This window comes from Amycolatopsis sp. NPDC026612 (assembly GCF_040638285.1).
Classification (GTDB): domain Bacteria; phylum Actinomycetota; class Actinomycetes; order Mycobacteriales; family Pseudonocardiaceae; genus Amycolatopsis.
This window is the reverse complement of the sequence record NZ_JBEZYB010000102.1, coordinates 1-25,650: the sequence shown is the minus strand read 5'-3', so window position 1 is coordinate 25,650 and position 25,650 is coordinate 1. Positions and strand designations below refer to the sequence as shown.

At 70.6% G+C, this 25,650-nt stretch carries 18 protein-coding genes and 1 pseudogene; 3 read left to right on the top strand and 16 right to left on the bottom strand.

Annotated features, from left to right (window positions below; genetic code table 11):
* The 16 genes and pseudogenes from AB0F15_RS40770 to AB0F15_RS40695 all read right to left on the bottom strand — a co-directional run.
* Positions 1–263, bottom strand: a pseudogene (locus AB0F15_RS40770) (M15 family peptidase); the annotation flags it as partial.
* A gap of 432 nt (positions 264–695) precedes the next feature.
* Positions 696–3,842: an MASE1 domain-containing protein gene (locus AB0F15_RS40765; protein WP_360282488.1), complete on the bottom strand. Its 3,147-nt coding sequence runs from the start codon at positions 3,840–3,842 to the stop codon at positions 696–698.
* Positions 3,843–3,910: 68 nt separating this feature from the next.
* The gene (locus AB0F15_RS40760; protein WP_360282486.1) at positions 3,911–4,894 is read right to left on the bottom strand and encodes a hypothetical protein; all 984 of its coding nucleotides are present in this window, start codon (positions 4,892–4,894) and stop codon (positions 3,911–3,913) included.
* 342 nt (positions 4,895–5,236) lie between these two features.
* On the bottom strand, positions 5,237–7,057 hold the full coding sequence (locus tag AB0F15_RS40755; RefSeq protein WP_360282484.1) for a copper-binding protein: 1,821 nt from the start codon (positions 7,055–7,057) through the stop codon (positions 5,237–5,239).
* 58 nt (positions 7,058–7,115) lie between these two features.
* Positions 7,116–11,060 carry a ThuA domain-containing protein gene (locus tag AB0F15_RS40750; protein WP_360282482.1) on the bottom strand — a complete coding sequence of 1,315 codons (3,945 nt, stop codon included), beginning with the start codon at positions 11,058–11,060 and terminating at the stop codon, positions 7,116–7,118.
* A gap of 12 nt (positions 11,061–11,072) precedes the next feature.
* On the bottom strand, positions 11,073–12,050 hold the full coding sequence (locus tag AB0F15_RS40745) for a multicopper oxidase domain-containing protein (RefSeq protein WP_360282480.1): 978 nt from the start codon (positions 12,048–12,050) through the stop codon (positions 11,073–11,075).
* 19 nt (positions 12,051–12,069) lie between these two features.
* Positions 12,070–12,921: a sugar phosphate isomerase/epimerase gene (locus tag AB0F15_RS40740; RefSeq protein WP_360282478.1), complete on the bottom strand. Its 852-nt coding sequence runs from the start codon at positions 12,919–12,921 to the stop codon at positions 12,070–12,072.
* 9 nt (positions 12,922–12,930) lie between these two features.
* Complete coding sequence (locus tag AB0F15_RS40735; protein ID WP_360282476.1) at positions 12,931–13,935, bottom strand: sugar phosphate isomerase/epimerase family protein; 1,005 nt, start codon at positions 13,933–13,935, stop codon at positions 12,931–12,933.
* Positions 13,932–15,080, bottom strand: a complete 1,149-nt coding sequence (locus AB0F15_RS40730; RefSeq protein ID WP_360282474.1) for a Gfo/Idh/MocA family oxidoreductase — start codon at positions 15,078–15,080, stop codon at positions 13,932–13,934. Before AB0F15_RS40730 ends, AB0F15_RS40735 begins: the two co-directional genes overlap by 4 nt.
* A gap of 33 nt (positions 15,081–15,113) precedes the next feature.
* Positions 15,114–16,169 (bottom strand): substrate-binding domain-containing protein, encoded by a 1,056-nt coding sequence (locus tag AB0F15_RS40725; RefSeq protein WP_360282472.1) that lies wholly within the window; start codon positions 16,167–16,169, stop codon positions 15,114–15,116.
* A 21-nt stretch (positions 16,170–16,190) separates the two neighbouring features.
* A complete protein-coding gene (locus tag AB0F15_RS40720) occupies positions 16,191–17,189 on the bottom strand; it encodes an ABC transporter permease (protein WP_360282470.1) in 999 nt (332 codons plus the stop codon).
* A complete protein-coding gene (locus AB0F15_RS40715) occupies positions 17,186–18,688 on the bottom strand; it encodes a sugar ABC transporter ATP-binding protein (RefSeq protein ID WP_360282468.1) in 1,503 nt (500 codons plus the stop codon). The genes AB0F15_RS40720 and AB0F15_RS40715 overlap by 4 nt, the downstream gene beginning before the upstream one ends.
* 73 nt (positions 18,689–18,761) lie before the next feature.
* Positions 18,762–19,928 (bottom strand): ROK family transcriptional regulator, encoded by a 1,167-nt coding sequence (locus AB0F15_RS40710; RefSeq protein ID WP_360282466.1) that lies wholly within the window; start codon positions 19,926–19,928, stop codon positions 18,762–18,764.
* A gap of 229 nt (positions 19,929–20,157) precedes the next feature.
* Positions 20,158–21,330, bottom strand: a complete 1,173-nt coding sequence (locus AB0F15_RS40705) for an ROK family transcriptional regulator (RefSeq protein WP_360282490.1) — start codon at positions 21,328–21,330, stop codon at positions 20,158–20,160.
* 107 nt (positions 21,331–21,437) lie between these two features.
* Entirely contained in the window at positions 21,438–21,593 is a 156-nt protein-coding gene (locus AB0F15_RS40700; RefSeq protein WP_360282464.1) for a hypothetical protein, read from the bottom strand.
* Between the two features lie 32 nt (positions 21,594–21,625).
* Positions 21,626–22,246: a TetR/AcrR family transcriptional regulator gene (locus AB0F15_RS40695; RefSeq protein WP_360282462.1), complete on the bottom strand. Its 621-nt coding sequence runs from the start codon at positions 22,244–22,246 to the stop codon at positions 21,626–21,628.
* A gap of 90 nt (positions 22,247–22,336) precedes the next feature.
* Here AB0F15_RS40695 and AB0F15_RS40690 point away from each other — a divergent pair, with 90 nt between their 5' ends.
* From AB0F15_RS40690 to AB0F15_RS40680, 3 genes are all read left to right on the top strand, one after another.
* Positions 22,337–23,746, top strand: coding sequence for an FAD-dependent monooxygenase (locus AB0F15_RS40690; RefSeq protein ID WP_360282460.1), 1,410 nt, complete (start codon positions 22,337–22,339; stop codon positions 23,744–23,746).
* A 94-nt stretch (positions 23,747–23,840) separates the two neighbouring features.
* Entirely contained in the window at positions 23,841–24,281 is a 441-nt protein-coding gene (locus AB0F15_RS40685) for a nuclear transport factor 2 family protein (RefSeq protein WP_360282458.1), read from the top strand.
* A 198-nt stretch (positions 24,282–24,479) separates the two neighbouring features.
* The gene (locus tag AB0F15_RS40680) at positions 24,480–25,385 is read left to right on the top strand and encodes a DUF1963 domain-containing protein (RefSeq protein WP_360282456.1); all 906 of its coding nucleotides are present in this window, start codon (positions 24,480–24,482) and stop codon (positions 25,383–25,385) included.
* Positions 25,386–25,650 lie beyond the last annotated feature (265 nt).

Here is a 25,650-nt window from a genome sequence, read left to right as displayed (position 1 = left end):
ACCGCCCCGTCGAAGCCCAGGAAGCTCAGGTTGACCAGCCGCAGCTGATCGGGACCGACCGGGCAGCCCTCGTGCCAGCTGTTCCCCAGCCGCTCCGCGGTGACCGGCTTGATGACGGCGACGTAGGCCGGCAGCCCACTCCCGGCCGGCGCGGCGAGTTCCACGGTCTGCGTGCCGGTGGCCGCCGGAGCCGGCGCAGCCACGGCCACGACCGAGGACAGGGCGAACGCGATGACGGCAAGAACTTTGGTTCTCAGATTCACTACGGAATTCGCTTTCTCTCGATTTCCATTGCCCCAGAAGGAACCGGCAAAGTCGACACACCGATGAACGGCACCGTTTGGCCGATGCGATTCATCCGGGGTCAACGGATGTGGTGCGACTCCACCAGGTGGGGTTCAGCGCCTGGAAGGATCATGCGGATCACCGCGAGGCCGCTGCAGACCAGCGGCTCGACCAGTTCCTCGCCATGCGGTCTTCCGCCTTCCCCCGTAAGCCAACCCCCGTTGCCGAAAGCGCCGGAACCGTCACTCTGCTTCCCCGCCGGGTGAGACGCTCTCGCCAGGCCGACCGTGCCAGCCGTGCCCGAACGGCGTCAACCACCTTGGAAACGTTTTACCCCTGCCCGAAGCATCGCGGAAAACGGGAACCTCTGCGAGTCGTGCCGCAACCTGCGAAATCGGCCCTGCGGGCCCTCAGTCGATGAACCGGGGCAGTGACACGGCGAAGGTCGTGCCGCCGGGGCTGGTGTCGGCCAACACCGTGTCTCCACCGTGTTCCCGGGTGATCTGCCGGCAGATGTAGAGGCCCAGCCCGATGCCGCCGCTGGGCCCGAAGCGGGCGAACTTGCCGAACAGCCGGTCCTGGTGCTCGGGCGGGACGCCGGAGCCGTGATCGGTGACCGTGATTTCGACGGTGTCCTCGAGCTCGATCAGGGCTACTTCGATCGGTGCGCCGCGGCGGCTGAACTTGACCGCGTTGGAGATCAGGTTCGAGAACGCCTGGCGGATGCGCAGCGGGTCGAGCCCGGTCACTATTCCGGCCGGGATCTCGCTGGTGACGGGGTGGTCCCGGGTCAGTTCTCCCAGTTCGCCGAGGATCGTGCGGAGGAGATCGCCGACGTCGGTGGGTTCGAGGACCAGGTCCAGTTCGCCCTCACTCAGCTTCCTCGCGTCGGTGACGGCGCGCAGCAGCAGGTCGGCCTGGCGCAGGCTCCGCGCGGTGGCGGCGAGCAGGTCGTTCACCGTCGACGAGGCCAGCCGGTCGATGCGTTCGCGGAGCAGTTCGACGATGCCGGCGGCGGCGGCGATCGGGGTGCGCAGTTCGTGCGCGTAGGTGGCCACGATGTCGTCCTCCGCGCCGGTCGGCGGCGGCTCCAGGTCGTCTTCGGGCATGCCGGTGTCCGATCCGATCGCGTCGGGGAAGAGTTCGGTGAGCAGCTCGGCCAGGTGCCGGAGGGAACCGCCCTTTTCGACGACCGCGACCGCGCCCAGCTCGAGCGATTGTTTCGCCACCTGGTCGCGGCCGTACCCGGACAGGACGATGATCTTCGTGGCCGGGCAGGCGCGGTGGATCCGGGGCAGTGCCTGCAGACCGTCCAGCACGGGCATCGCCAGGTCGAGCAGGAGCGCGTCCGGACGGCGTTCGGTGACGACGCGGACGGCTTCCTCGCCGTCGGCGGCTTCGCCCACGATGTCGACGCCGGAGAGTGATCTGAGGAAAGACCGCAGCGCCAGGCGAATTTCGCTGCTGTCATCGGCCAGCACGACCCGGATCCGGCGGGCCGGCTCGAGCGGGAGCGGCGATACGAGTTCGAGGTCGACGGCCGGCGGCAGCGTGGCCGGGCTCTCCCGGATGAGCTCACCCGCGGTGATCAGGGTGTTCTCGCCGAGGAGGTTGTGCATCATCTGCCGCGCGGTGCCCAGGGTGCCGCGCAGCGTGCGCATGGTGTTCGGCAACTGACCACGTTCGAGCGCGTACACCGCCGTGGTGAGTCCCTGCACCACGGTGTCGTTGATTTCGAGGGCTTGCCGTCGCCGCCGCCGCGTGTCCAGCAGTTCACGCGCAGTGCGTTCGGCTCGCCGGCGTTCGGTGACGTCACGCACCGCGGCGACGACGAGCGTCCCGCCGTAGCCCGGCCCGGCGGTGGTCAACGGGCGCAGGGCGATGTCCGCCGGGAACTCCGTGCCGTCCTTGCGGCGGCCGACCAGGTCGAGCCCCACGCCCATCGCGCGGGCCTGCGGTGCGGTCAGGTAGGCCTGCCGGTGCGCTTCGTGCGCCCCGCGGAACCGTCCGGGCAACAGCAGCTCGACCGGCCGGCCGGTCAGCTCCCGCTCCGAATACCCGAAGAGCTCTTCCGTGCGGTCGTTGACCAACGCGATGCACCCGGAACCGTCCACCCCCACAATGGCATCGGTGATCGACGCCAGGAGCGTGCGGCCCTTCTCCTCACTGCGGCGCAGCGCGTCCTCGGCGAGTTTGGTCGCGGTGATGTCCTGGGCGGTGCCGATCATCCTGACCGGCTTCCCGCTGCCGTCGACCACGACGCGGCCGCGCAGGTGCAGCCAGTGGACGGTCCGGTCGGGCCACACCACGCGGAAGTCCGATTCGAAGGAGCGATGGTCGCGCGACGCTTGCTCGTTCGCGGCGAGCACCGCGGGCCGATCGTCGGGATGGACCACGTCGAGGGCGGACGCGTATTCGATCTCGGCCGACTGCGGCGCCAGACCCTGCAACCGGTACAGCTCGTCGCTGCAGATGATCTTGTCGGTGCGGAGGTCGCGTTCCCAGCTGCCGACGTGACCCACGCGCTCGGCCTCGGTGGACCTCTTCTCGCTGCGTTCCAGCCGCTCCACGGTTCTGGCCAGTTCGGCGGTGCGCTCCCGGACCCGCGTCTCCAGCGCCCGGCCCGCCAGTTCGATCGACTGCCGGGCCCGGCGTTGCTCCGCGGCGGCCGCGGCGAGCAGCAGCATGGTCAGCGCCGATGATCCGTTGAACACCTGCAGGGCCAGCATCCGCGGGGCGAGTCCGACATCGGCGAACGGGCCCCGCGAGGCGACGGCGGCCATCGTCGTGGCCACGGACACGATCAGGGTGTGCGGCGCCGCGGCGGCGATCCCGAACCGCCAGGCGCTCCACACCAGGAACGGAAAGGCCATGACCAGTACCGGGACCTGGCCGTTGGCGATCCCGAACGCCACGCCCCCGGTCGCGACGACCAGTGCGGCGGCCTCCGCCAGGCGCGGTGCCGCCGCGATCCGCCGCGGCGCGTGCCACAACGCGTCGCCGGCCAGCAGAACCGGGGCCACCACCAGCACCCCCGTCGCGTCCCCGGCCCACCAGACCAGCGCGGTGGACCACACCTGCCCGTCCTCGATCGCGCCGGCGAGTCTCAGCACGCCGGCGCCGATGACGGCACTGACCACCATGCTGCCCAGCGCGCCCAGCATGATCAGGTGGAGTGCGTCCCGGAGCCGTTCCAGCCGTGGACGGAAATCCACCCAGGTCAGCAACCGCCAGGCCAGCAGCGGGGCGAGGGTGTTGCCCGCGGTGATCCCGGCGACCGCGATGGCGGTCGGGCCGAACACGGCATTGACGGCCGCCGCGCCGAGCAGGATGCCGGGCACCGCGCGGCGGCCGAAGAACAGCAGACTCACCACCGCCACCCCCGAGGGCGGCCACAACGGCGTCACCTGCCCGCGTACCAGCGCCAGTGACAACCCGAGCGCGCCACCCAGGTAGTAGCACAACGCCACGGCGAGGCCGACGACGATCCACCGGACGATCGCGCGCGACGCCTCCGCGGAGTCAGCGTCGCGTGCGAGGGACTCCAGTTCGGCCACGTGCCGGCTTCCCTTGGGGGCAGGAACGGCTCGATCCGCCGTGCGCGCTTCTCCGGTCGGCGACGCCGTCACTGCAGCGTGACCTGTTCGGGACCGGCCAAGCCGCGCAGCAGATCGACCCGTTCCAGGATTTCGCGTGCGTCCGGGTTGGCGGGAAACCGGCTCGCGGCCGCGGCCAGCGGAGACATCCGTTGCTTCGTCCGCGCCGACTGGAGTTCGGTCGCGACCTCGATCGCCGCACCGCCCACGCGGACCGCCTCGTCGAGGTCCCCGGCCAGCGCGTGCGCGGTGGCGAGCCAGATCTGCGTCAGCGCCCGGCTCCGCGTCATCGCCCGCCCGTAGCCGTCGGTGGCGACGGCCAGCGCGTCGATCGCCTCACCGGCGTGCCGCGCGCCGACCACCTGGGCCAGCTCGGTGTGCACGGTCCCGATCATGGCCGCCACGTCGGTCTCGCCGAAGAACGCCGCCCACGGCGGTGGTGCGGCCACGGTGGCGGCGGCGAATTCGTCGGTCGCCGTGCTCAGCTGCGCGAGTGCCGCGCGAGCGTCACCCTGTTTCGCGTCCGCCCAGGCCAGGTTGGCCGAGAGAATCGCGCGCGCGTGCATGGAGCCGGCCCGGTGCGCTGCGACCTGTCCGTGCTCGAACTGGTCCACCGCTTCGTCGACGGCGTCGTAGTGCAGGTGCACCCGGCCGATCCGGTAGCAGATGTTGGCCACCAGTTCGTCGTTGCCGGCGACCGTGGCCAGCTCGAGGGCCCGGCCGAACTCGGCCAGCGCGACACCCGGTCGTCCTTCGTCGAAACTGGTCCAGCCGGCCAGGTTGTGCAGATCCGCGACCGTGGTGCACAGCCGGGGCAGGGTCGGCTCCCGCACCACCCCGAGCAGCATCAGCTCGGCATAGGGTACGAGCGCCTCCACGGCGTCGCGGCAGGACCCACCGCCATGGCGGTAATCCAGGGCCCGGAACGCCCGGGTCGCGGCTTCCAGCCGGCGGACGTCCGCTTCCCCGATCCGGACGGCCCGCGGGTGCTCGGGTCGTGGTTCCACGGTCATGCGGCCCGTCACCTCCTCCCGGGCGCCGGCGCGACACCGATCCGCGCACCACGGTGTCCTCCCGAATCGCTCGACCGGTCAGGCGTCGCCGGGGTCAAGGGGCAGGACAAGGGTTGAAGGACAGATTAGCTTCTGGCACAGGGGGTTGCTCCACCGATCGGGGCAACCCGGAGTTCCGGCGTACAACGATTTGCGCAAGCCCGCAACAACCCTTCGGGATCTGCACGCGCAGATTCCCGCCGGACCGGCACCCCGGTTTCGGAGCCTTTTCCTGCACGGACATCCGCACGTGCGGCAGGGCATGCGGTGGTACGGGCCGCCCCGGAAGTACGGGACGGCCGGCTACCACCGCTTCTTCATGTCGGGTCCGCGACCGGCGGCGGGAGGGCCGCCGACGCCGGACTCGATCGCGACCGTCACGATGCGGTTCCGGTCGCCCGGGGACAGCACCCCGTCGGCGACCAGTTCCCGGGTCACCGCCTTCACGTGCTTCACGAACCGGTCGGAGGAGGCGTACTCCGCGTTCTCGTCGATGACGTCGTTGATCGTGCATCCGTTGCCGATGTCGATGTTCTCGACCTGGCTGTCGAGCCCGCCGATCACCACCGTCTCCCGGGTGTCCGAGGACGGGCAGGCGTCCGGCGGCGGCGCGGCCGCGACCACGGTGAGCGTCCCCGGCACCTCAGCCGAGACGTTCCCGGCGACGTCCGTGGCCCTCGAACGCACCGTGTGCGAGCCGAGTGCGGCCACCACCACCGGCGCCACGTAGCGCGTCCACGCACCACTGTCTACTTTGTACTCGACGAAGTCCACACCGGACTCCGGGTCGGTGGCGGTGACCGTCACCGCCGCCTGGCCCACGTAGTTCCAGTTGCCGTCCTGCTTGCCGCTGACCTGCATCGACACGGTGGGCGCGGTGGTGTCACCACCAGCGACCACCGTCACGGCAACCGACCCTTCGGGAGACGTGTTCCCGGCGACGTCACGCGCACGGTAGCCCACCGTGTGCGCGCCCGGCGACGACACCGGAACCGGTGCGGCGTAGGCGGTCCACGCGCCGCCGTCCACCCGGTACTCCACGGACGCCACGCCAGAGCCGGCGTCCGCCGCGGTGACCGTGACGACCGCCTTGCCGACGTAGTTGCCGTCGGCGTCCCGCGTGCCACCCACGGAAGCCGTGACGACCGGCGCGGTCGTGTCGCTCTTCACCACGGTGAAGTGGGCCATCCCTTCCGGGGAGGTGTTCCCGGCGACGTCACGAGCGCGATAGGACAGCATGTGCATCCCCGCCGCCGTCACCGGAACCGGTCCGGTGTAAGCGGTCCACGCGCCGCCGTCCAGCTTGTACTCCACGGCGGCCACGCCGGAGCCGGCGTCGGTGGCCGTGACGGTCGCTGTGGCGACGTCGACGTAGTCGCCCGACGCGTCCTGCGAGCCGGCGATCGACGCGGTCACCGTCGGCGGCGTGCGGTCACCCTGGCGTTCGACGATCGTGAAGTGCTCCACGGCTTCGGCGGACGTGTTCCCGGCGACGTCCGTGGCCCGGTAGTGGACCATGTGCATGCCCACCGACGACACCACCACCGGTGCCGGATAGGGAGTCCAGCTCCCGCCGTCGAGCTGGTACTGCACCGAAGCGACCCCGGAGCCCGCGTCGGTCGCGGTCAACGAAACCGTCGCGGACCCGACGTAGTTGCCGGACGGGTCCTTGTCCCCCGTCACCGAAGCGCGCACCGTCGGCGGGATCGTGTCGCCGCCGCCGTCGGACACGACGAACTCCCCCGTCATCGTCGTGTGCCCGGGGATGGTGCAGAAGTACCGGTACTTGCCGGGCGTGAGCGTCACGACCGCCTCGTGCCGCCCGTTCGCGGGGTCGAACGGGTTGGCCAAGACGTTCAGGGTGACGTCGTGGTTGTAGCCCGGCGTCGAGGTGTCGAACGTCAGGGTGTGCGACATCCCCGTGGTGTTGCCGGTGGCTTCGCTGTTCTCGAAGACGATCGTGGTTTCCCCGGGCAGCGCGCCGGTGGGCGCGGACGCGTAGTCGGTGGTGCTGTTGTTCGCGGTCCAGGTCAGCGTCTGGACCGGCGCCGCCATCGCGGGGGTGGTCAGCCCGAGCCAGGCCAGGAAAGCGGCCAGCAGCACGGCGATCAGTCGTGGGGACATCGCGGGAGAACCTTCCTGGGAGGGATGGGGGCCGGGCGCGCGCCCGGCCCCCATCGCGCTACAGCTGCCGCACCCGGATGTTGCGGAACTCGGTCAGGTCGTTGTCGCTGTGGTTCTGCAGCCCGATGAACCCGCTGACGAACTGCCGCAGGTCGGTCGGCGGGTCGCCGGCGCGCGAGGACTGCTGACCCGGCGTGTTGTCGAACTCGTTGATCACCACGCCGTTGCGGATCATCGTGTAGTGCTGCCCGACGACCTTGATCTCGTACTCGTTCCACGTGCCCTTCGGGCGGGCCCCCGCCTGGTCGAGCGGACGCGGGTCGAAGTTGTAGACCGAGCCGGTCTTCTGCGGCTCGCCACTGTCACCGTCGTAGATCTGGATCTCGTGGCCGCAGTAGATCGCGACCCACGCCTGCGACGTCCGCGCCGAGCCGACCGTGCCGCAGCTGCCCGGTGGCCGCTGCTCGAGAGGGGTCCGCGGATCCGGGAACCGGACGAAGACCCCGCTGTTGGCCCGGTTCGGATCCGGGGCGATGTCCTTGAACTGCACCTTCACCGAGAAGTCGCCGAACTGGCGCTGGGTGTACCAGAGCATGCCCAGTCCGCCGGCCGAGCGGATCGACCCGTCCGGTTGGAGGGTGAACTGCCCGGAAGGCGCCTGTTCCCAGCCGCGTAGCGACTGCGCTGTGCCGTCGAAGAGCGCGTCGTAGCCGGTGGTGCCCGGCTTCCCGATCGGCGACGCCTCCGCCGCCGCGGTCAGCTCGGCCACCTCGGCGTCGTTCAGCACGCCGAGGTCGGAGAGCGTCTCGGTCGCCTGCTCGACGTGGTTGACGAACGCGGCGTGCGTGCTCCACGAGCCTTCGTCGTCGATGAAGTCGTCGACCGTGCAGCCGCCGCCCGCGTTGCGGTTCGGCACCTTCGTGATCGCGTCGCCCAGTATCACCACCGGACTCGGATCGGCCACGACGCACCCGACGTTCACCGCGGTCCGGGTGGTCACCGCTTCGCCGTTCGCATAGGTCACGGTCAGCTTGGCGGTGAAGATCCCGGTGCGCGGGTAGGTGTGCCGCGGGTCGGCCTGCGTGGAGACCGAGCCGTCGCCGAACTCCCAGCGGTAGGAGACCCCGCCGGACTTCGAGCCGGTGAACGCCGCCGTCAGCGCCTTGTTCTGGACCATCGTCGACGACGCGGCCGGCGCGGGGGTCGGCGCGCCGCCGGTGTAGCTGATCTTGAGCAGCTTCTGGTTGGCGTCGAGGGAGAAGAAGCCGTTGCCGTAGTCGAGCACGTACAGCGCGCCGTCCGGCCCGAACTTGGCGTCCATCCAGCTCTGCACCCGGGTGTCCCCCGAGCCGCCCGGGATGATCTGCCGGAACGTCTCGGCGAACACCGGCGGCTGGTGCGTCGGCACGCCCGCCGGATCGACGGTCACGGCGACCCGGTTCTGGGCGTTGGCCTCGTCGCCGATGAACCACTTGTTGTCCCAGTAGGCCGGCCACGCGACGCCGCTGTTCGTGTTGACCAGCGAACGGTGGTACGTCGGTCCGGACATGATCGCCTGGCCACCACCGCGCAGGTACGGCTGGGTGTAGGTGGCGTCCGCCGCGTTGTACGTCGGGATCGAGCTGCCCGGCCGCTTCGGGAACACCGGCCCGCCGCCGTCCGGCGAGTACCAGATCATGTTGTCCTTGATCGGCGGCAGGTTCACCAGGCCGGTGTTGCGCGGCGAGGTGTTGACCGGGTTGTCGCAGTCGTACCAGCCGGTCAGCTCCGCGGCGTTGGTGCTGCTGCGGTCGCGGTAGGGCTGCCGGTTGCCCATGCAGTACGGCCACCCGTGGTTGCCCGCCTCGGTGATGATCGTCGCCGTCTCGTACTTCGCCGGGCCGAGCTCGGGGCTCGGCGAAGACGCGTCGGGGCCGACCCAGCCCGCGGTCATCCAGTTGTGCACCGGGTCGATCTGCAGCCGCGAGATGTTCCGGACGCCCATCACGTAGATCTCCGGGCGCGTCTTGTCCGCCGGCCCGTTAGGGAACAGGTTCCCCGGCGGGATCGTGTACGTCCCGTCCGCCTCCGGGTGGATGCGCAGGATCTTGCCGTCGAGGTCGTTGGTGTTGCCCGCCGTGCGGCGCGCGTCCTGGAACGAGATGCCCTTGTAGTCGAGCGTCCAGTTGTTGCCCGAGTAGCCGTTCGAGCCGCCCGAGGAGTTGTTGTCCCCGGAGCCGACGTAGAGGTTCCCGTCCTTGTCGAACGCCATGCCGCCGCCCGCGTGGCAGCAGCTGTGGATCTGCACGTCCCAGGACAGCAGATCCTTGCGGGTCGCCTGGTCGAGCGTCTGCGCGGTGGCGTTGTAGGTGAACCGCGAGACCGTGCGCTTGCCGATCCGCTTGTCGCGGTCGATCGACGCGTGCGGCATCCAGTAGGCGTACAGGTAGCCGTTCTCGGCGAACTTCGGGTCCAGGGTCAGCCCGAGCAGGCCCTCTTCGTTCTTGACGAGCTCGTCACCGCTGCCGCGGTTGCCCATCACCGGCAGGGTCGTGAGCAGTTTGACCTTCTTGGTGACCGGGTCCCACTGGTGGACCGTCCCGCAGCCGAGGCCGACGTCCGGGTCGTCCCAGCTGACGATCGGGCCGGTCGGGCAGGCGGCCTTGCCGATGTAGAACACTTTGCCGTCCGGGGCGATGGTGAGCCCGTGCGGCTCACCGATCTGGTCGAGCTGCCCGGCCGCGTTCTTGCCGGTCAGCCGTTCGATCTTGTAGTTCGCGGCGATGCCGGCCTGGCAGTCGCCGCGGACCATGCCGGTCGTCCAGCGCAGGGCACCGAGCAGGTGGTCGCGGAACTGCCCTTCACCGTAGGACGCCTCGGTGCGGCCCATGCCGGTGTAGAAGGAGCGGCCGCCGTCGTAGTCGCGGCACCACGAAACCGGGTGGAACGCGCCGTTCGCGCCGACGCCGGGGTTGTAGCCCTTCTCCTCGACCTGCGCGACGGTGTGCACGGTGCCGACCGGGTTGGTCTCCCAGTTGAGCCACCGGTCGGTCCGCGTCCAGTTCTGCGGCAGCCCGGCGGTGGCCGGGTGCTGCGCGTCGAGGACGTCGACGACGGCCTGCTGCGGCGCCGGCTCGGGCGGTGGCGGGGTCGTCGAAGTGTCCTTGAACAGCTTGAGGTCGGCGAGCTGGATGAGCGGCTCACCCGCGTTCGCGGTGATGTTCAGCCGGTAGTTCGGGTAGGCCGTGGTGTTGGCGAAGGTGAAGGTGCGGGTCTGGAACCGGTCGGTGAACGTCTCGTTCGAGCGCGTGTCCAGGTCGGTCCAGGTGGCTCCGTCGGCGGAGCCCTGCAACGTCCAGCTCTTCGGATCGCGGCCGGGGAAGTCGTTCGCCGACACCAGCGAGTAGCTGCTGACCGCGACCGGGGTGGCCAGCTTGTAGGCCGCCCAGCCGGTCGTGGCGAACGTCAGCCACTTGGTGTTCTCGTTGTTGTCGGCCAGCTTCTCCTTGGTCTCGTTCGGCGGGTTCTCCGCGCTCGCGGTCACCGCCGCCACCGCCTCCGGCGTCGGGCGGGCGCCGACCGGGCGCGCGCCGATCAGCCCGGTGAACCACTGGGACGAGTCCTGCGCGCGGGCGGCGTCGGAGATGCCGAGGAACCCGCCGCCGGCCTTCATGTAGGCCTGCAGCGCGGCTTCCTGCTCCCGCGCGAGCGTGACGCCCTGCGCGGACAGGAACACCACGCCGCGGTACCGGGCGAGGTTCGCCGGACTGAACACGGCGGGATCCGACGAGGCCGTGACCGTGATGCCGTTGTCCTGGCCCAGCCGCGCGATCGCGTCCGCCGCGCGCAGCACCGGGTCCTTCTGGCCGGCCGCCGCGCCGTGGAAGACCAGCACGTTCACCGCGACGTTCACCGCCGGGGCCGCTTGGGCCACCGGCATCGCCATCAGCGGCGCCCCGGCCGCGAGGACCGACCCGATGGCGAGCACGACCGCCATGCGACGGCCGAACCAGCGTTTCCTCATGATCGATCCCTCCTAAGCGTGGGTGCGGCCGTCGGGATGCACGTCGTGCCCGGCGTGGCCGTGCTGCTTGAACCGGTCGATCGCTTCCTGCGCCCCGTCGGGCAGGCTGCCGTCGGCGTTGCGGACCAGGAAGAGGCCTGCCATCCCGCCGTCGGAGTGGGTCTGGACGTGGCAGTGGTACATCCAGACGCCCGGCCCGGCACCTTCGCCGGCGAGCACCTGGAACCCGAACGAGCTGCCGGGGTCGAGGTTCTTGTTGTCGACGATGACAGCGTTGTCAGCGGCGCTGCCGAGCATCCCGGTGCGGGTGTCGGCCCAGCGGTGCCCGTGCAGGTGGAACGTGTGCGGCAAACTGCCGTAGCCGATGCAGACCCACTCGACGCGCTCGCCGAGCCGCGCTTCGAACACGGGCGTGTCGGGCGCCATCTCGTGGTTGATCATCATCTCGTTGAACACGACGGTGTACTGCCTGCTGGGGAGCAGGTCGCCGCGCTTGCGCACGATCAGCCCGCCGTAGAGCCCGCGGGCGAGGCCGCCGGTGCCGTGGTCGGTTCCCATCGCGTGGTCGTGGTAGTGCCAGTACCCGGCGCTGCCCGGCATCCAGAACCCGCCACCGGCCTCGTACCGGGTCCGCGTCTTCCAGGTGTAGGTCCGGGTCTCACCGGGGTTGTTGAACGACGCGTTCAGCGGGGCGCCGTCCGACGCGGTGTCGTAGTTGACGCCGTGCGGGTGGATCGACAGCCGCTGGTCGGTCCGGTTGACCAGCTCGATCTCGAGGGTGTCGGCCTCGTAGATCTCCAGCAGCGGACCGGGAATCGTGGCTTTGCCCGGTTCGAGGCCGTAGCCGTAGAGCCCGCCGGGAAGCGCTTCCGCGTAGATCGTGACGCGGCGGGTCAGGCCCGCCGCCGACGCCGTGTCGGCGGCGCCGAGGGCGGGCACGAGCACGCCCGCGGCGGTTCCGGCCAGCATCGACCGACGTGACACTCGCATGTGAATTCCCCCGGGAGTCTCAGAAACGCACGGTGCGCAGGTACTCGAACCCGACTTTCGCGGTGTTCAGCGGATCGGCAGGCTGGTCGTGCTCGACGATGTACTCGCCGATGGTGTGACAGGACGCGGCGAAGATCCGTGGGAAGTCGATCACGCCGGTACCGGGGTCGGTCATCTGCCCGTCCGCGGTCCGGTCCTTGACGTGGTACTGCGTCACGCGCGGGTAGTGGCGCCGGAACAGCTCGACCGGGTCCGCGCCGCCGGTCACCGCCCAGAACAGGTCGATCTCCAGGTGCACGTCCCGCTTGTTCGTCTTCGCGGTCAGCACGTCGTACGGCAGCACGCCGTCGATCGGCGCGAACTCGTGGGCGTGGTTGTGGTAGCCGAGCCTGATCCCGGCTTTCCTGAAGGCGGCCGCGGCGGTGTTCAGGCGGCCCGCGAAGGCCTCCCACTCGGCGATGGTGGCGAACTGCGCGAACGGCACATCGGCGAGGGAGTTCCCGAGGATCCTCGCGTCGGCGATGATCTGGGTCAAGTCGCCGTCGATGCCCACGTGGGTCGACGACGCCGTCAGGTGGCACCGGTCGAGGATCGCGCGGAACTCCGTCGCGCTGCGGCCGTACGTGCCGGCCAGCTCGACCTTCCGGTAGCCGATGTCGGCCAGCGCCGACAGCGTGCCTTCGGGGTCGTTCTGCAGCAGCGAACGCAGGGAGTAGAGCTGGATGCTGATCTTGTCGAGCGGGATGCGCCGGCGGGCCGGGGAGGCGTCCGCGGTGCCGGGCAACGCGACCGCGGCACCGGCCGCGAGGGCCGCCGTCGCCACGTTGAGGATCGTCCTTCGGGAGTATTGCTCAGCTTGCGGACCGCACATGGAACTCCCTCATCTCTGGTTGCTGAAAGCCGCGTCGAAAGCCGCCGACGGCTGGTCGAACAGGTGCTCGCGCAGGTACTTCACCGCCTCCGCCGCGCCACGGAGCCGGTCCATCCCGGCGTCTTCCCACTCCACGGAGATCGGGCCGCGGTACCCGATCGAGTTCAGCGCCCGGAAGCAGTCCTCCCAGGGGACGTCGCCGTGGCCGACGGACACGAAGTCCCAGCCCCGCCGCGGATCCGCCCAGGCCAGGTGCGAGCCGAGCCTGCCGTTGCGGCCGTCGAAGCGCTTGCGGGTGTCCTTGCAGTCGACGTGGTAGATCCGGTCGGCGAAGTCGAGGATGAACCCCACCGGGTCGAGGTCCTGCCAGACGAAGTGCGACGGGTCCCAGTTGAGCCCGAACGCCGGGCGGTGGTCGACGGCTTCCAGCGCGCGCTTGGTCGTCCAGTAGTCGTACGCGATCTCCGACGGGTGGACCTCGTGCGCGAACCGGACCCCGACCTCGTCGAAGACGTCCAGGATCGGGTGCCACCGGCGGGCGAAGTCCGCGTAGCCGTCATCGATGTCATCGCGCGAAACGGGCGGGAACATCGCCACGTACTTCCAGATCTTCGACCCGGTGAACCCGATCACCGTGTCCACGCCGAGCTTGGCCGCGGCGCGGGCGGTGTCGGCCATCTCCGCGGCCGCCCGCTGCCGGACGCCCTCGGGCGCGCCGTCGCCCCAGATGCGCGACGGCAGGATGGCCTGGTGCCGGTGGTCGATCGGGTCGTCGCAGACGGCCTGCCCGACGAGGTGGTTCGAAATCGCCAACACCTTGAGGCCGTGCTCGGCGAGCAGCCGCAGCCGCCCGGGCACGTAGTCCTCTTCGGACAGTGCCCGGTCGACCTCGAAGTGGTCACCCGAGCAGGCGATCTCCAGCCCGTCGTACCCCCACTCCGACGCGAGCTTGCAGACCTCGGTGAACGGCAGATCCGCCCACTGGCCGGTGAACAACGTGACGGGACGACTCATTGCTGTTCCTCCACCGTGGTCCAGTTCGCCTCTTCGGCAGCGCTCTTTTCGACGGCGTCCAGCACCCGCTGGACGCGCAGGCCGTCGTCGAAGCCCGGCTCGGGGTCGGTGCCCGCGCCGATGGCATCCAGGAAGTCGGCGACCTCGTGGGTGAACGTGTGCTCGTAGCCGAGCAGGTGCCCTGGCGGCCACCACACACCGACGTACGGGTGCTCCGGCTCGGTGACGAGGATGCGGCGAAAGCCCGCCTCGGTGCCGGTTCCCTCGTACCACTGAAGTTCGTTCATCGACTCGAAGTCGAACGCCAGGCTCGCTTCGGACCCGTTGATCTCCAGCCGCATCGCGTTCTTCCGGCCCAGCGCGAATCGGGTCGCTTCGAAGGTCGCCACCGCTCCCCCGGACAACCTCGCCAGGAACAGCGCGGTGTCGTCGACCGTCACCTCGTCCGTCCCGCCGCCTTCGGACGGCCGCTGCTTCACGAACGTGTTCGTCAGCGCGGACACGCCGGTGATCACTTCACCGGTGACGAACTGCGCGGCGTCGACGATGTGCGCGCCGAGGTCGCCCAGCGCACCCGAACCAGCGGACTCGCGGCGCAGCCGCCAGGTCATCGGCGCCTGCGGGTCCGACAGCCAGTCCTGCAGGTAGACCGACCGCACGTGCCGGATCTCCCCCAGCGCCCCGCTCGCCACCAGGTTCCTGGCGTGCGCGAGCGCGGGCACCCGGCGGTAGTTGAACGCGACCATGGCCCGTACCCCGCGTTCACGGGCCTTTCGCGCCGCCTCCGCCATCGCCTCGGCCTCCGTGACCGAGTTGGCAAGGGGCTTCTCGCACAGCACGTGCTTCCCGGCTTCCAGCGCGGCGATCGCGATCTCCGCGTGGCTGTCGCCCGGCGTGCAGATGTCGACCAGGTCGACGTCGTCGCGGGCGATCAGCTTCCGCCAGTCCGCCTCGACGGCGGCCCAGCCGAACCGCTGCGCCGCCGCCGTGGCCCGGGTCTCGTCGCGGCCGGCGAGGACGGCCAGTCTCGGCACCAGCGGTGGCTCGAAGAACCGGTGCACGCTGCGCCAGGCGTGCGAATGCACCGCACCCATGAACGCGTGGCCGACCATGCCGATCCCGATGGTTTCCCGTGCCGGGGACATACCCCTCCTTTGTTCTCGCTCTGGAAAGACCGGTCAGGAGTCGAAGCCGACATCGAGGTACTGGTCGACGTTCTCCTTGGTGACGACCGCGGAGTAGGTCGTGATCTCGGCCGGGATGTCGTGCTCGGCGAGGTCGCCGATGCCCTTGCGCTGCCCGAGCAGCCGGGCCAGCGCGATCGCCGTCGAGGCCATCGACGGGCTGTAGAGCACGGTCGCCTTGATCGGCGAGGAGTCGGCCTTGATCAGGTTCATCATGTTCTTCGAGCCGGCGCCGCCGACCATCAGGAACTCCTTGCGGCCCGCGGTGTCGATCGCGGCGTTGACGCCGATGCCCTGGTCGTCGTCGTGGTTCCACAGCGCGTCCAGCTTGGGCGCGCCCTGGAGCAGGTTCGCCGTCTGCTGCTCCCCCGACTCCGACGTGAACTGCGCCGAAACCCGCGGGCCGACCTTGAACCCGGCCCGCCCGAGCGCGTCCGCGAACCCCTTGCTGCGTTCCTGGGTCAGTGGCAGCGAGTCGATCCCGGCGACCTCGCCGATGACCGGGTTGGCGACGTTCTTCTTCTTGAGCTCCGCCGCGATGTAGTTGCCCGCGTTGACGCCCATCCGGTAGTTGTCCCCGCCGATCCACGTCCGGTACGCCAGCGGTGTGTCGAAGACGCGGTCCAGGTTGATCACCGGGATGCCGGCGTCCATCGCCTGCTGCCCGGCCGAGGTGAGCGCCTTGCCGTCGAAGGGCAGGATCACCAGGACGTCGACCTTCGCGTTGATCAGGGTCTCCACCTGGGAGATCTGCTGGTTGACGTCGTTGGTGCCTTCGGTGGCGGTGAACTTCACCTCGCTGAACTTCTGCGCCTGCGCCCGGGCGTTCTTGGTGATCGCCGCGATCCAGCCGTGGTCGGCGGCCGGCGCGGAGAAGCCGATGGTGACCGGCTTTCCCGGCTGGGCGTTGGTGCCCGCGTTGGCTACCGGCGCGTTGGACTCCGAGTTGGCGGGCGTGTTGGACGTGCAGCCGGCCAGCAGCGCACCGGCGCCGACGGCGGCCCCGCCCAGCAGGAATCCCCGGCGGCCGAGGAAGGGGTGTTCGGCCATGATGACCTCCATCGGTGGTGACTACGGACCGGTCCTGGCTTTCCTGGCCCGGAACTGCAAGAGCACGGCGAGCACGATGATCACGCCCTTGGCGATGTTCTGGATGTCGGTGTCCAGGTTGTTGAGCGTGAAGAGGTTCGACAGCACCGTGAAGATCAGCACGCCGATCAAGGTGCCGATCAGCGAACCGCGGCCGCCGGTGAGCAGCGTGCCACCGATGACCACGGCCGCGATCGCGTCGAGTTCGTAGAACATGCCGTTGGTCGACGCCCCCGCCGTCGTCCGCGCGACGACCATCAGCGCGGCGATCCCGCAGCACAGCCCGGCCACGCCGTAGACGAGCGCGAGGTGCCGCTTGACGTTGATCCCGGCCAGCCGCGACGCCTCGATGTTGCCGCCGACCGCGTAGGTCCGCCGCCCGAAGGTGGTGCGGTTGAGCACGACCCAGCCGACCGCGAACACCAGCGCGAACAGCCAGATCAGCACCGGGATCCCCAGCAGGTCACCGCGGAAGAAGGCGAGGAAGTCCTGGTCGGCGACGACCTGCGTGCGGCGGCCGCTGATTCGCTCGGCGAGCCCGCGCGCCGAGATGTACATCGCCAGCGTCGCGATGAACGGCACGACCTTGCCGTAGGCGACGAGCACCCCGTTGACCAGCCCGCAGCCGAGGCCGACGGCGAGCCCGCAGACGACCATCACCCACGGCCCGTAGGACTGGGTGGCCAGGGTGGTGAGCCAGACGCTCGACAGCGCGACGATCGACCCGACGGACAGGTCGATGCCGCCGCTGATGATCACGAACGTCATGCCGACGCTGACCACGCCGATCGCCGCGGCCAGCCGCAGGATCGTCGAGATGTTGCTTTCGGTGAAGAACAGCTCGGGCCGGGTGACCTGGCCGGCCAGGCACAGCACGACGAGCACGCCGGCCAGGCCGAGCAGCCGCGGGTCGGCCCGGAAGGCGAACCGCCGCCCGCCGGTGGCCACCGCCTTTCGCGGTGGCGCTTCGGTGTCGGTCATGCCGCGCTCCCCTCGAGAATCACGTCGAGCACCCCGGCTTCGGTCAGCCCGGCCGACGGCCGGTCGGCGAGGACGCGGCCCTCGCGCAGCACCAGCACCCGGTCGGACAGCCCCAGCACCTCCGGGATTTCGCTGGACACCAGCATGATCGCGACGCCGCTCGCGGCCAGCTCGTCGATCAGCCGGTACAGCTCGGCGCGGGCGCCCACGTCGACGCCGCGTGTGGGCTCGTCCAGCAGCAGCACCCGGCACCCGCGGACCAGCCACCGCGCGAGCACCGCCTTCTGCTGGTTGCCGCCGGACAACGTGCGGACGATCCGACGCGGGTCGGCGGGGCGCAGGTCGAGGCGACGCAGGCTCGCGCCGGCGTCCTCCAGTTCCTTCGCGCGGTCGGTGAACCCGAACTTCGCGTAGCGGCCGAGGCTGGCCAGCGTCACGTTGTGGGCCACCGGCAGGTCGAGCAGGAGGCCCTGGCTCTTGCGTTCCTCCGGGGCCAGGCCGATCCCGGCCTTGACGGCGGCGAGCACGTTGCCGGGGCTCAGCGCCTTCCCGTCGACGGCGACGGTGCCGCCGTCGGCCTTGCGCGCGCCGAAGATCGTCTCCAGCAGTTCGCTGCGGCCGGACCCGACCAGCCCGGCGATCCCGACGACCTCCCCGGCGTGGACGGTGAAGCTCACGTCCTCGAACTCCCCGGCGCGGGAGAGGGCGCCGACCTCCAGCACCGGGGTGGTCCGGTCCGCGTGCCCGTCGTGACGGGGCCCGAAGACGGTCTCGACCTTGCGCCCGGCCATCAGCGCGACGAGGTCCGCGGTCGGGGTGGTGCGGGCGTCGAGCCCGGTGCCGACCGTCCGGCCGTCCTTGAGCACGGTCACCCGGTGCCCGATCCGGCGCAGCTCCTCGAGCCGGTGCGAGATGTAGACGACCGAGACGCCGTCGGCGGTCAGCTCGCCGACGATGCGGAAGAGGTTGTCGACCTCTTCGCCGGCGAGCGCGGCGGTGGGTTCGTCCATCACGAGCAGCCGGGCGTCGTGCGCCAGTGCGCGGGCCAGCGACACCAGCTGCTGTCCCGCGGCGGACAGCCGGCCCACCTCGTCCGCGGGCCGGATGCCGGGGTGGCCCAGCCGGGCCATCAGCCGGGCGGCCTCGGCCCGGGCCTGCGAGATCCGCGTGAACCCGAAGCGGGCGCGCTCGTGGCCGAGGAAGATGTTGTCCGCCACCGAAAGCCCGGGCACCAGGTCGAGTTCCTGGTACATGGTGGCGATACCCAGCCGCAGCGCGTCGACCGGCGAGCCGAGCGAAACCGGCTCGCCCTGCCAGGTGAGCTCGCCCGCGTCCGGCCGGTGTGCCCCGGACAGGACCTTGATCAGCGTCGACTTCCCCGCGCCGTTCTGTCCGAGCAGGCAGTGCACCTCACCCGGTTCGACGTCGAGGTCGACGCCGTCGAGCGCGCGCACACCGGGGAAGGTCTTCACGATCCCGCGGACGGAAAGCAGGCTCATGCGCACACCTCGCTGGCGCTCGGTGCCGCCTGAGCCGGAAGCGCAGTGTTGAATGATTCGCTCGCAAGCTCGCTCATACCGAGGCCTCCTCGGTGACGGGGGCGAGCGTCGGGTCGGCGAAAAGCCGTTCGGCGGCCAGGTGGGCGGCCCCGCGCAACGGGGCCCGGAGCCCGAGCTCCGACGGCACGACCCGGGCGTGCAGTCCGGAGGGGGCGTGCGCGGCGAGCTCGACGCGGACCGGTTCCACCAGCCATTCCCCGAGCTCCGCGAAGTAGCCACCGAGCACGACGACGTCCGGGTCGAGCACATCGACTACAGTGGACAGTGCGACACCGAGGGCGACCCCGAGCTCGTGCACCGCCGTGACCGCGCGCTGGTCGCCGCGCCGGACGCGGTGCTGGAGCAGCGCGACCCGGCCTTCGACACCGAGGGCGGGGTCGTGCAGCGGATCGCCCGGCGACGCGGCCGCGCGCAGCACCGCGGCGAGGTTCGCCTTCGTCTCCAGGCAGCCCGTCCGGCCGCAGGAACACCGTTCGCCGGACGGGTCGACGGCGATGTGCCCGACCTCGCCCGCGAAGCCGCGCGCGCCGCGCTGGATCGCGCCGCCGGACACGAGGCCGCCGCCCACGGCCGTCCCGCCACTGAGGTAGAACAGCTCGCCGGCCCCGGTGAGCGACTCGGCGAGCGCGCCCAGGTTGGCTTCGTTGTCCACGGCGACCGCGTCGGCGGGGAGGTTCAGCCGGGCCGCCATCAGGCCGGCGATCTCCGCGTCGCGCCAGCGCAGGGCCGGGGCGAACCGCAGCACCGCGGCGGCCGAATCGACCAGCCCGGGCACCGAGATCGCGACGCCGACCGGCGGGCCGGGCAGCACCCGGTGCGCGAGGTGGGCGAGTTCGTCCATGCTTCGCTGGAGGCCGGCCGCGGCGACGTCGACGGTCTCCGCCTGCTCGGCCAGGACGCGGCCGGACAGGTCGGCGACCACCGCCGACAGCCGGTCGGTTTCGATGCGCAGCGCCAGTGCGTACGCGTCTTCGCCGTCCAGTTCGACCAGCCGGCTCGGCCGGCCGTTGCCGGGGAGGACACCGGCGGGCCGGACGAGGGCCCGATCCGCCAGCTCGGCGAGCAGACCGGGGACCGCCGACTTCGCGACTCCGCAGCGGGCGGCCAGCTGCGTCCGCGACAGGGGGCCGGCCCGCAGCGCTCGCAGGACCGCGGCCAAGTTCGCCGTACGCGGGCTCACCGGGTCGGCTCGCCTGGTACCGGTCCCGGCCACGATGCCCCCACAGGTGCTGCAGGCGAAACAGACTTTGTCACGCAAGGAGCGAAAGTAGGGTGACGCGGATCACCCGTCAAGGTGACAAAGGCGCATTAAGTCCGGTTTTCACCCGGATAGCCGCACCAATCGGAGCTGACTTTCGATTCAGAAGTACAAAAGTCTGTTCGGATTGGACGTTACGGAAGAGGCACGCTCAACTGCTGAGCGTGAAGGCCCGGTCGGTCGCGGACCAGGCAGTGCCGATCACGCCCGCCGTCTCGCCCAGCTCGGACAGCACGATCGGGAGGTTCCCGGTCGCCAACGGCAAGGACCGCCGGTACACCGCGCTGCGCAGTTCGGCGAGCAGCTGGTGCCCGAGCTGCGCCACCCCGCCGCCGATCACCACCATCCCCGGGTTGATGAAGGAGACCAGCGAGGCGACGACCTGGCCGAGCCGGCGCCCGCCGTCCCGGATCAGGTTGACGGCGCCGAAATCGCCCGCCGCGGCGGCCAAGCCCACGTCCCGGGCGGTGACCGCCCCGCGTTCGGCGGCCACCCCGGCGAGGTACGCCGAACGTCCGCTGCGGGCCAGCGCGAGCCCGTCGCGCGCCAGCGCGGCCCCACCGAAGTAGGCCTCCAGGCAGCCGACCTCCCCGCAGGCGCAGGTCGGGCCGTAGTCGTCGAGCCGGATGTGCCCGATGTCGCCGGCCGTGCCGACGACCCCGCGGTACACCTTGCCGCCGAGCACGATCCCGCAGCCGATCCCGGTGCCGATCTTGACGAACATCAGGTCGTCGGTCGACCGCGCGACCCCGGCGTGCCGCTCCCCGAGTGCCATCGCGTTGACGTCGTTGTCCACCGCGACCGGGCAGCCCCAGAGCCCGCCGAGGTGGTCCCGCACGTTGAACCGGTCCCAGCCCGGCATGATCGGCGGCGCGACCGCCATCCCCTCGGCGAAGCTGACCGGCCCCGGCAGCCCGATGCCCGCCGCGACCAGCCTGCCGGGCGCCTCGTCCCGCACCTTCGCCGCGAGCTCGGCAACCCGCCGCAGCACCGGGTGCGGCCCCTGCCGCACGTCACAGTCCTCGACGGTGTGCGCGAGCACCTCGCACGAAGCGTCGGTGACGGCCACCCCCACCGACGTCGCCCCGACGTCCACCGCGAGCACCCGGAGGTCGCCGGCCAGCCGGACCAGCGTCGACCGGCGCCCGCCACGGCTGGCGGACGGCCCCGCGGTCTCCACGAGCCCGACCTCACCGAGCCGGGCCACCTCGGCCCCCACCCGCGCGCGCGGCAGCTCGAGCCGTTCGCCCAGCTCGACCCGCGACATCGGGCCCTCGTCCCGCAGCAGGGTGAGCAACCGGGTCTGGTGCCGGGTTTCGACCATCGAGTGCTCCGTGCCGGATACCGCGCTCATTCGCGTCAGCCTAGCTACGATCCCGGGCGGCCACACCGGGCGGGAGGACGCCGTTCAGGCCGTCGACCGGATCGAGGTCACCGGCATCCCGTCGACAGGACCGCGGGCCGCCCGCCCGCGGCACCGTCCACAAAGGCCGGTTCGTCCCCAGTGGACGGATCGCGCACCCGGCCACGGCCGGTCCCCTGACCGGCGAGCCCGACCCGGTTGCCCAGCACCCTCGACCAGCTCATCCGACCACAGTGGACAAACGACAGCGACACAGTCAGGCACGCGCTCCCAGCAACGCGGATTCGGCTTGCTCGGCCAGCCATTCCGCTGCCTGGTCCAGGCCCCACCCGAAGGTCCACATGGTGCGCCACGACTCGAACCCGAAGTAGAACCACAGGATCTGCCCGACCCGGTCCCGGTCCAGACCGGGACGCAGGCCGCCGAGCTCGACGAGCCGGCCCGCGGCGACGTCGAGCCGCGCCCGGGTCGCGCGGATCGCCAGATCGGCGGCCGCGGCGACGTCCTCGTCGGCGGTGCGGTTGTCCATGAGGATCGCGAGGATCCGTTGCCTGCGCTGTTGCACCGAGCCCGTGTTGCGGGCCACCAGCCGCACCACCTCGCGGGCATCGGTGCACCCGGTGACTTCGCGTGCCGTCCTGACGGCCACCTCGTCCCGGGCTCCGTCCTCGGTCAGGGCGGTGACCAGCGCCGGCTTGCCGCCCACGCTGGTGTAGACGGTGTTCACGGCGACTCCGGCGGCTTCCGCGACGGCGGCGACGGTCGTCCGGGCGTATCCCCGCTCGGCGAACAACGCGGCGGCCGCGTCGAGGATGGCCTGCCGGGTGTCCTGGGCGTGCCTCTCCCGCACCGACGACCGGTAGTCACGTACAGCCATGGCCCGATGCTACCTCCCTCCATTCAGAGTATGGTCATTACTATGAATGTAGAGACTGCACACTCAACTCAGCCGGCCCACGACGATGTCGTGGTCGTGGGAGCGGGCCCGGTGGGGCTGTGGACGGCGGCGGAACTGGGCATCGGCGGCGTCCGCGCCGTGGTCCTGGAGCGGTCGCCCGAGCGCAGCCCGCACTCCAAAGCGCTGGGCGTGCACCCCCGCACCCTGGAAGTGCTGGCGATGCGCGGACTGGAACAGCAGTTCCTCGCCGAAGGCGTCCCCATGCCGAGATGGCACTTCGGCATGCTGGAAACCCCGCTCGACCTCGGCGTGCTCGACACGGCCTACCCGTTCCTGCTCGCCATCCCCCAGGTGCGCACCGAAGAACTGCTCGAACAGCACGCACTCGAGTCGGGGGCGCAGGTTCTGCGCGGACACACGGTCACCGGCTTGACGCAGGACGAGCACGGCGTCCAGCTGCAGGTCTCCGGACCGGACGGTCCCTACACGCGCTCGGCGCGGTACGTCGTCGGGGCCGACGGCGTCGGCAGTGCGGTACGCACCTCGGCCGGGATCGCGTTCCAGGGGACCGAGACGACGTTCTACGGCCACCTGGGCGAGGTGCGGGTGACGTCGGAGCCGGTGCGCAGCGCCCACAACGAACACGGCGCCATGCTGGCGGTGCCGCTGCGCGACGGCCGGTACCGGATCTCCGGAGTCGACAAGCAGACCAGCCATCGAGCAGGCCCGCTGACCCTCGACGACCTGCGCGAAGCCACGATTCGCGTGGCGGGGAGCGACTTCGGGATGCACGACCCCAGCTGGCTCTCGCGCTTCGGGGACGCGGCGAAGCTCGCGGAACGCTACCGCCACGGCCGGGTCCTGCTCGCCGGCGACGCGGCGCACCGGCACCTCCCGGCGGGAGGCGTCGGGCTCAACGTCGGCGTCCAGGACGCGATGAACCTCGGCTGGCGCCTGGCAGCGGTCGCCCGGGGCGACGCGGATCCGGCGTCGCTGGACGAATACCACGCCGAACGCCACCCGGTCGGCGAGGAGCTCATCGAACACACCCTGGGTCAGTCGGCGCTCATCACCGCCACCACTCCCGACGGATTGGCCCTGCGGTCGGTGTTGAGCCGGCTGATCGCCGACGTGCCCGAGCTCTCGCTGGCGCTGGCCGGCAAGCTGTCCGCCCTCGACGTCGCCTACCCGGCGGAAGGCCACCCGTCGACCGGCCGGAGAGTGCCGGATCACCTGGCGTTGCTGCGCCGCGGACGCCCTGTCCTGCTCGTCGCTTCGGCGGCGCCGATCCCGGCGGCCACGGCCTCGGCGGAGAAGCGCGGAATCGAAGTGGTCACGACGTCACTGCCGTGGACCACCGCGGTCGTCGTGCTCGTCCGCCCGGACGGACACGTCTGGTGGGCCGCGGACGAGGCCGACGACCAGCGGATCGCGGCGGCGCTGGACGATCTCGGTGTCCGGTTTCCCGCCACGGTGTGAGCTGCTCGCCCAGACATCCCGAAAAGTTAAGTAGTTACTTGACTAACGGGCCTGTCCAGGATAACTTAAGTACATGCTTAACCATGAAGCTGAAGTGACCGCCGGCCCGCGGGCGGTGATCGAGGCCCGCGTCGCGGCGGTGGCGGCCAAGGACGTGGACGCCCTCCTGGCCTGCTACGCCGAGGACGTCACGCTGTTCGACGCGGTCGGTCCCCTCCGCGACACCGGCCGGGACGCGGAACGGGCCCGGCTGCGGGAGTGGTTCGGCGCCTACCGGACCGCGATCGAGCTGGACATCTGCGACCTGGACGTGGTCGCCGACGGCGACGTCGCGTTCGCGTCCTACCTGTTCCACGTAAGCGGGACCATGGCGGACGGAACCGACGTGGCGATGTGGGTACGCTCGACCGCCGGCCTCCGCCGCGACGACGACGGCTGGAAGATCGTCCACGAACACAGTTCGGTGCCGTTCGACGCCGCGACCGGCGAGGCGCTCACCCGGCTGCGGCCCGAGACCGGCACTTCGCCGGGCTGACGCGGCCGCGAGCGCGAGCCGGCCATGGGGGTTTCGCCGGCGGTCGCGGCGAACCGGCGGCCCAGCGGAGCGCGAGACGCCCGCTACGGGCGGTGGCCTCGGCTGTCGATGGTGGTGCGCGGAGTCCACGGTGGCGGCCGCGCGGTCATCGCGAGTCCGGCCGGATGATCACCGGCGGATGTGCGAGAGTGCTCGGCCATGAACCATCTCGAACAGCTTCGGAGTACGGCGATCGAGCGCGGCATCCCGACCGAAGCGGCCGACCGGATCGGCCGCTTTCTCCGGGTGGCGATCCGGGTGTGCAATGCCCACCGGTACGGCATCGGATCGGCCGGGCAACACGGTGGCGTGGTGGGACAGAACGGCGGGCTGCCCCGCTTGCCGGTCGGCACGGAATGGCCGTACGCCGACATCAGCGGCCTGGGCCGGTTGCCGCTTCCGTTCATCGCCTCGCTCGACTGCGCGAAGCTGCCGCGGGCCGACGGCCTCGGGCTCCCGGCGGACGGGTCACTCCTGTTCTTCTTGGCGCACGAGCACGCTCTGCAGGCACCCGACGAGCACCAGTTCGCACGGGTCGTCCACATTCCGGCCGGCACCGCCACCGTGCAGGTGGAAGAGCCACCGCCCCACGACGAAGACTGGTTCGAATCGGGTTTTCTCCGGCCGCAGTCCGACCTTGCCGCTCTGGTCCAGCCGGAGATGCCGGGCTGGTTCGACGAACCCGAGAACCTCGAGTTCGAGTCGGACGTCGTCCGGCTGCAGGTGGGCGACACCACCCACCTCGAAGATCTCCGCACCTTGTTCAAGGAGCTCTGGCCCCAGGTGACGACGGGCGCCGACCTCTACCTCGGCGGCTATTCGATGGAGTTGGGCATCGGCGAAAACGCCGAGTACGGCATGGCGGAGAACTCGATCGCGCACGACGTGCCGGACCGCGACCGGCTCGTGGAGGAGGAGACCATCCGGCTGATGAGCGAGTGGATACCGCTGGCCCAGTTCCAGCTGGAGGACCAGGTACACGTCGGCCGCTTCCTGATCCGCCACGAAGACCTGGCCGCCCGACGCTTCGACCGAGTTCGGTCGCTGACCATGTTCACGGAGTAGCCGCGCGAACGCCACCGTGGAATCCGATCGCCGGCTCGATACGGAAGCCGCGGGCCGTAGCCGCAATCACCCTCTACGAGACCGACACGAAGGCCGAGTTCGACGCCAAACCCACCGCCTGATAAGTTATCAATCAATCACTAACTTAGGAGTACAGATGACATCCGAACGAAGCGACGCCCAGCGCCGCACGGCCGCTCAGCACACCGTGGCCGAACACCTGCGCCTCACCGCCGCCGGACGCACGGACGAGTGGGTGCAGCTC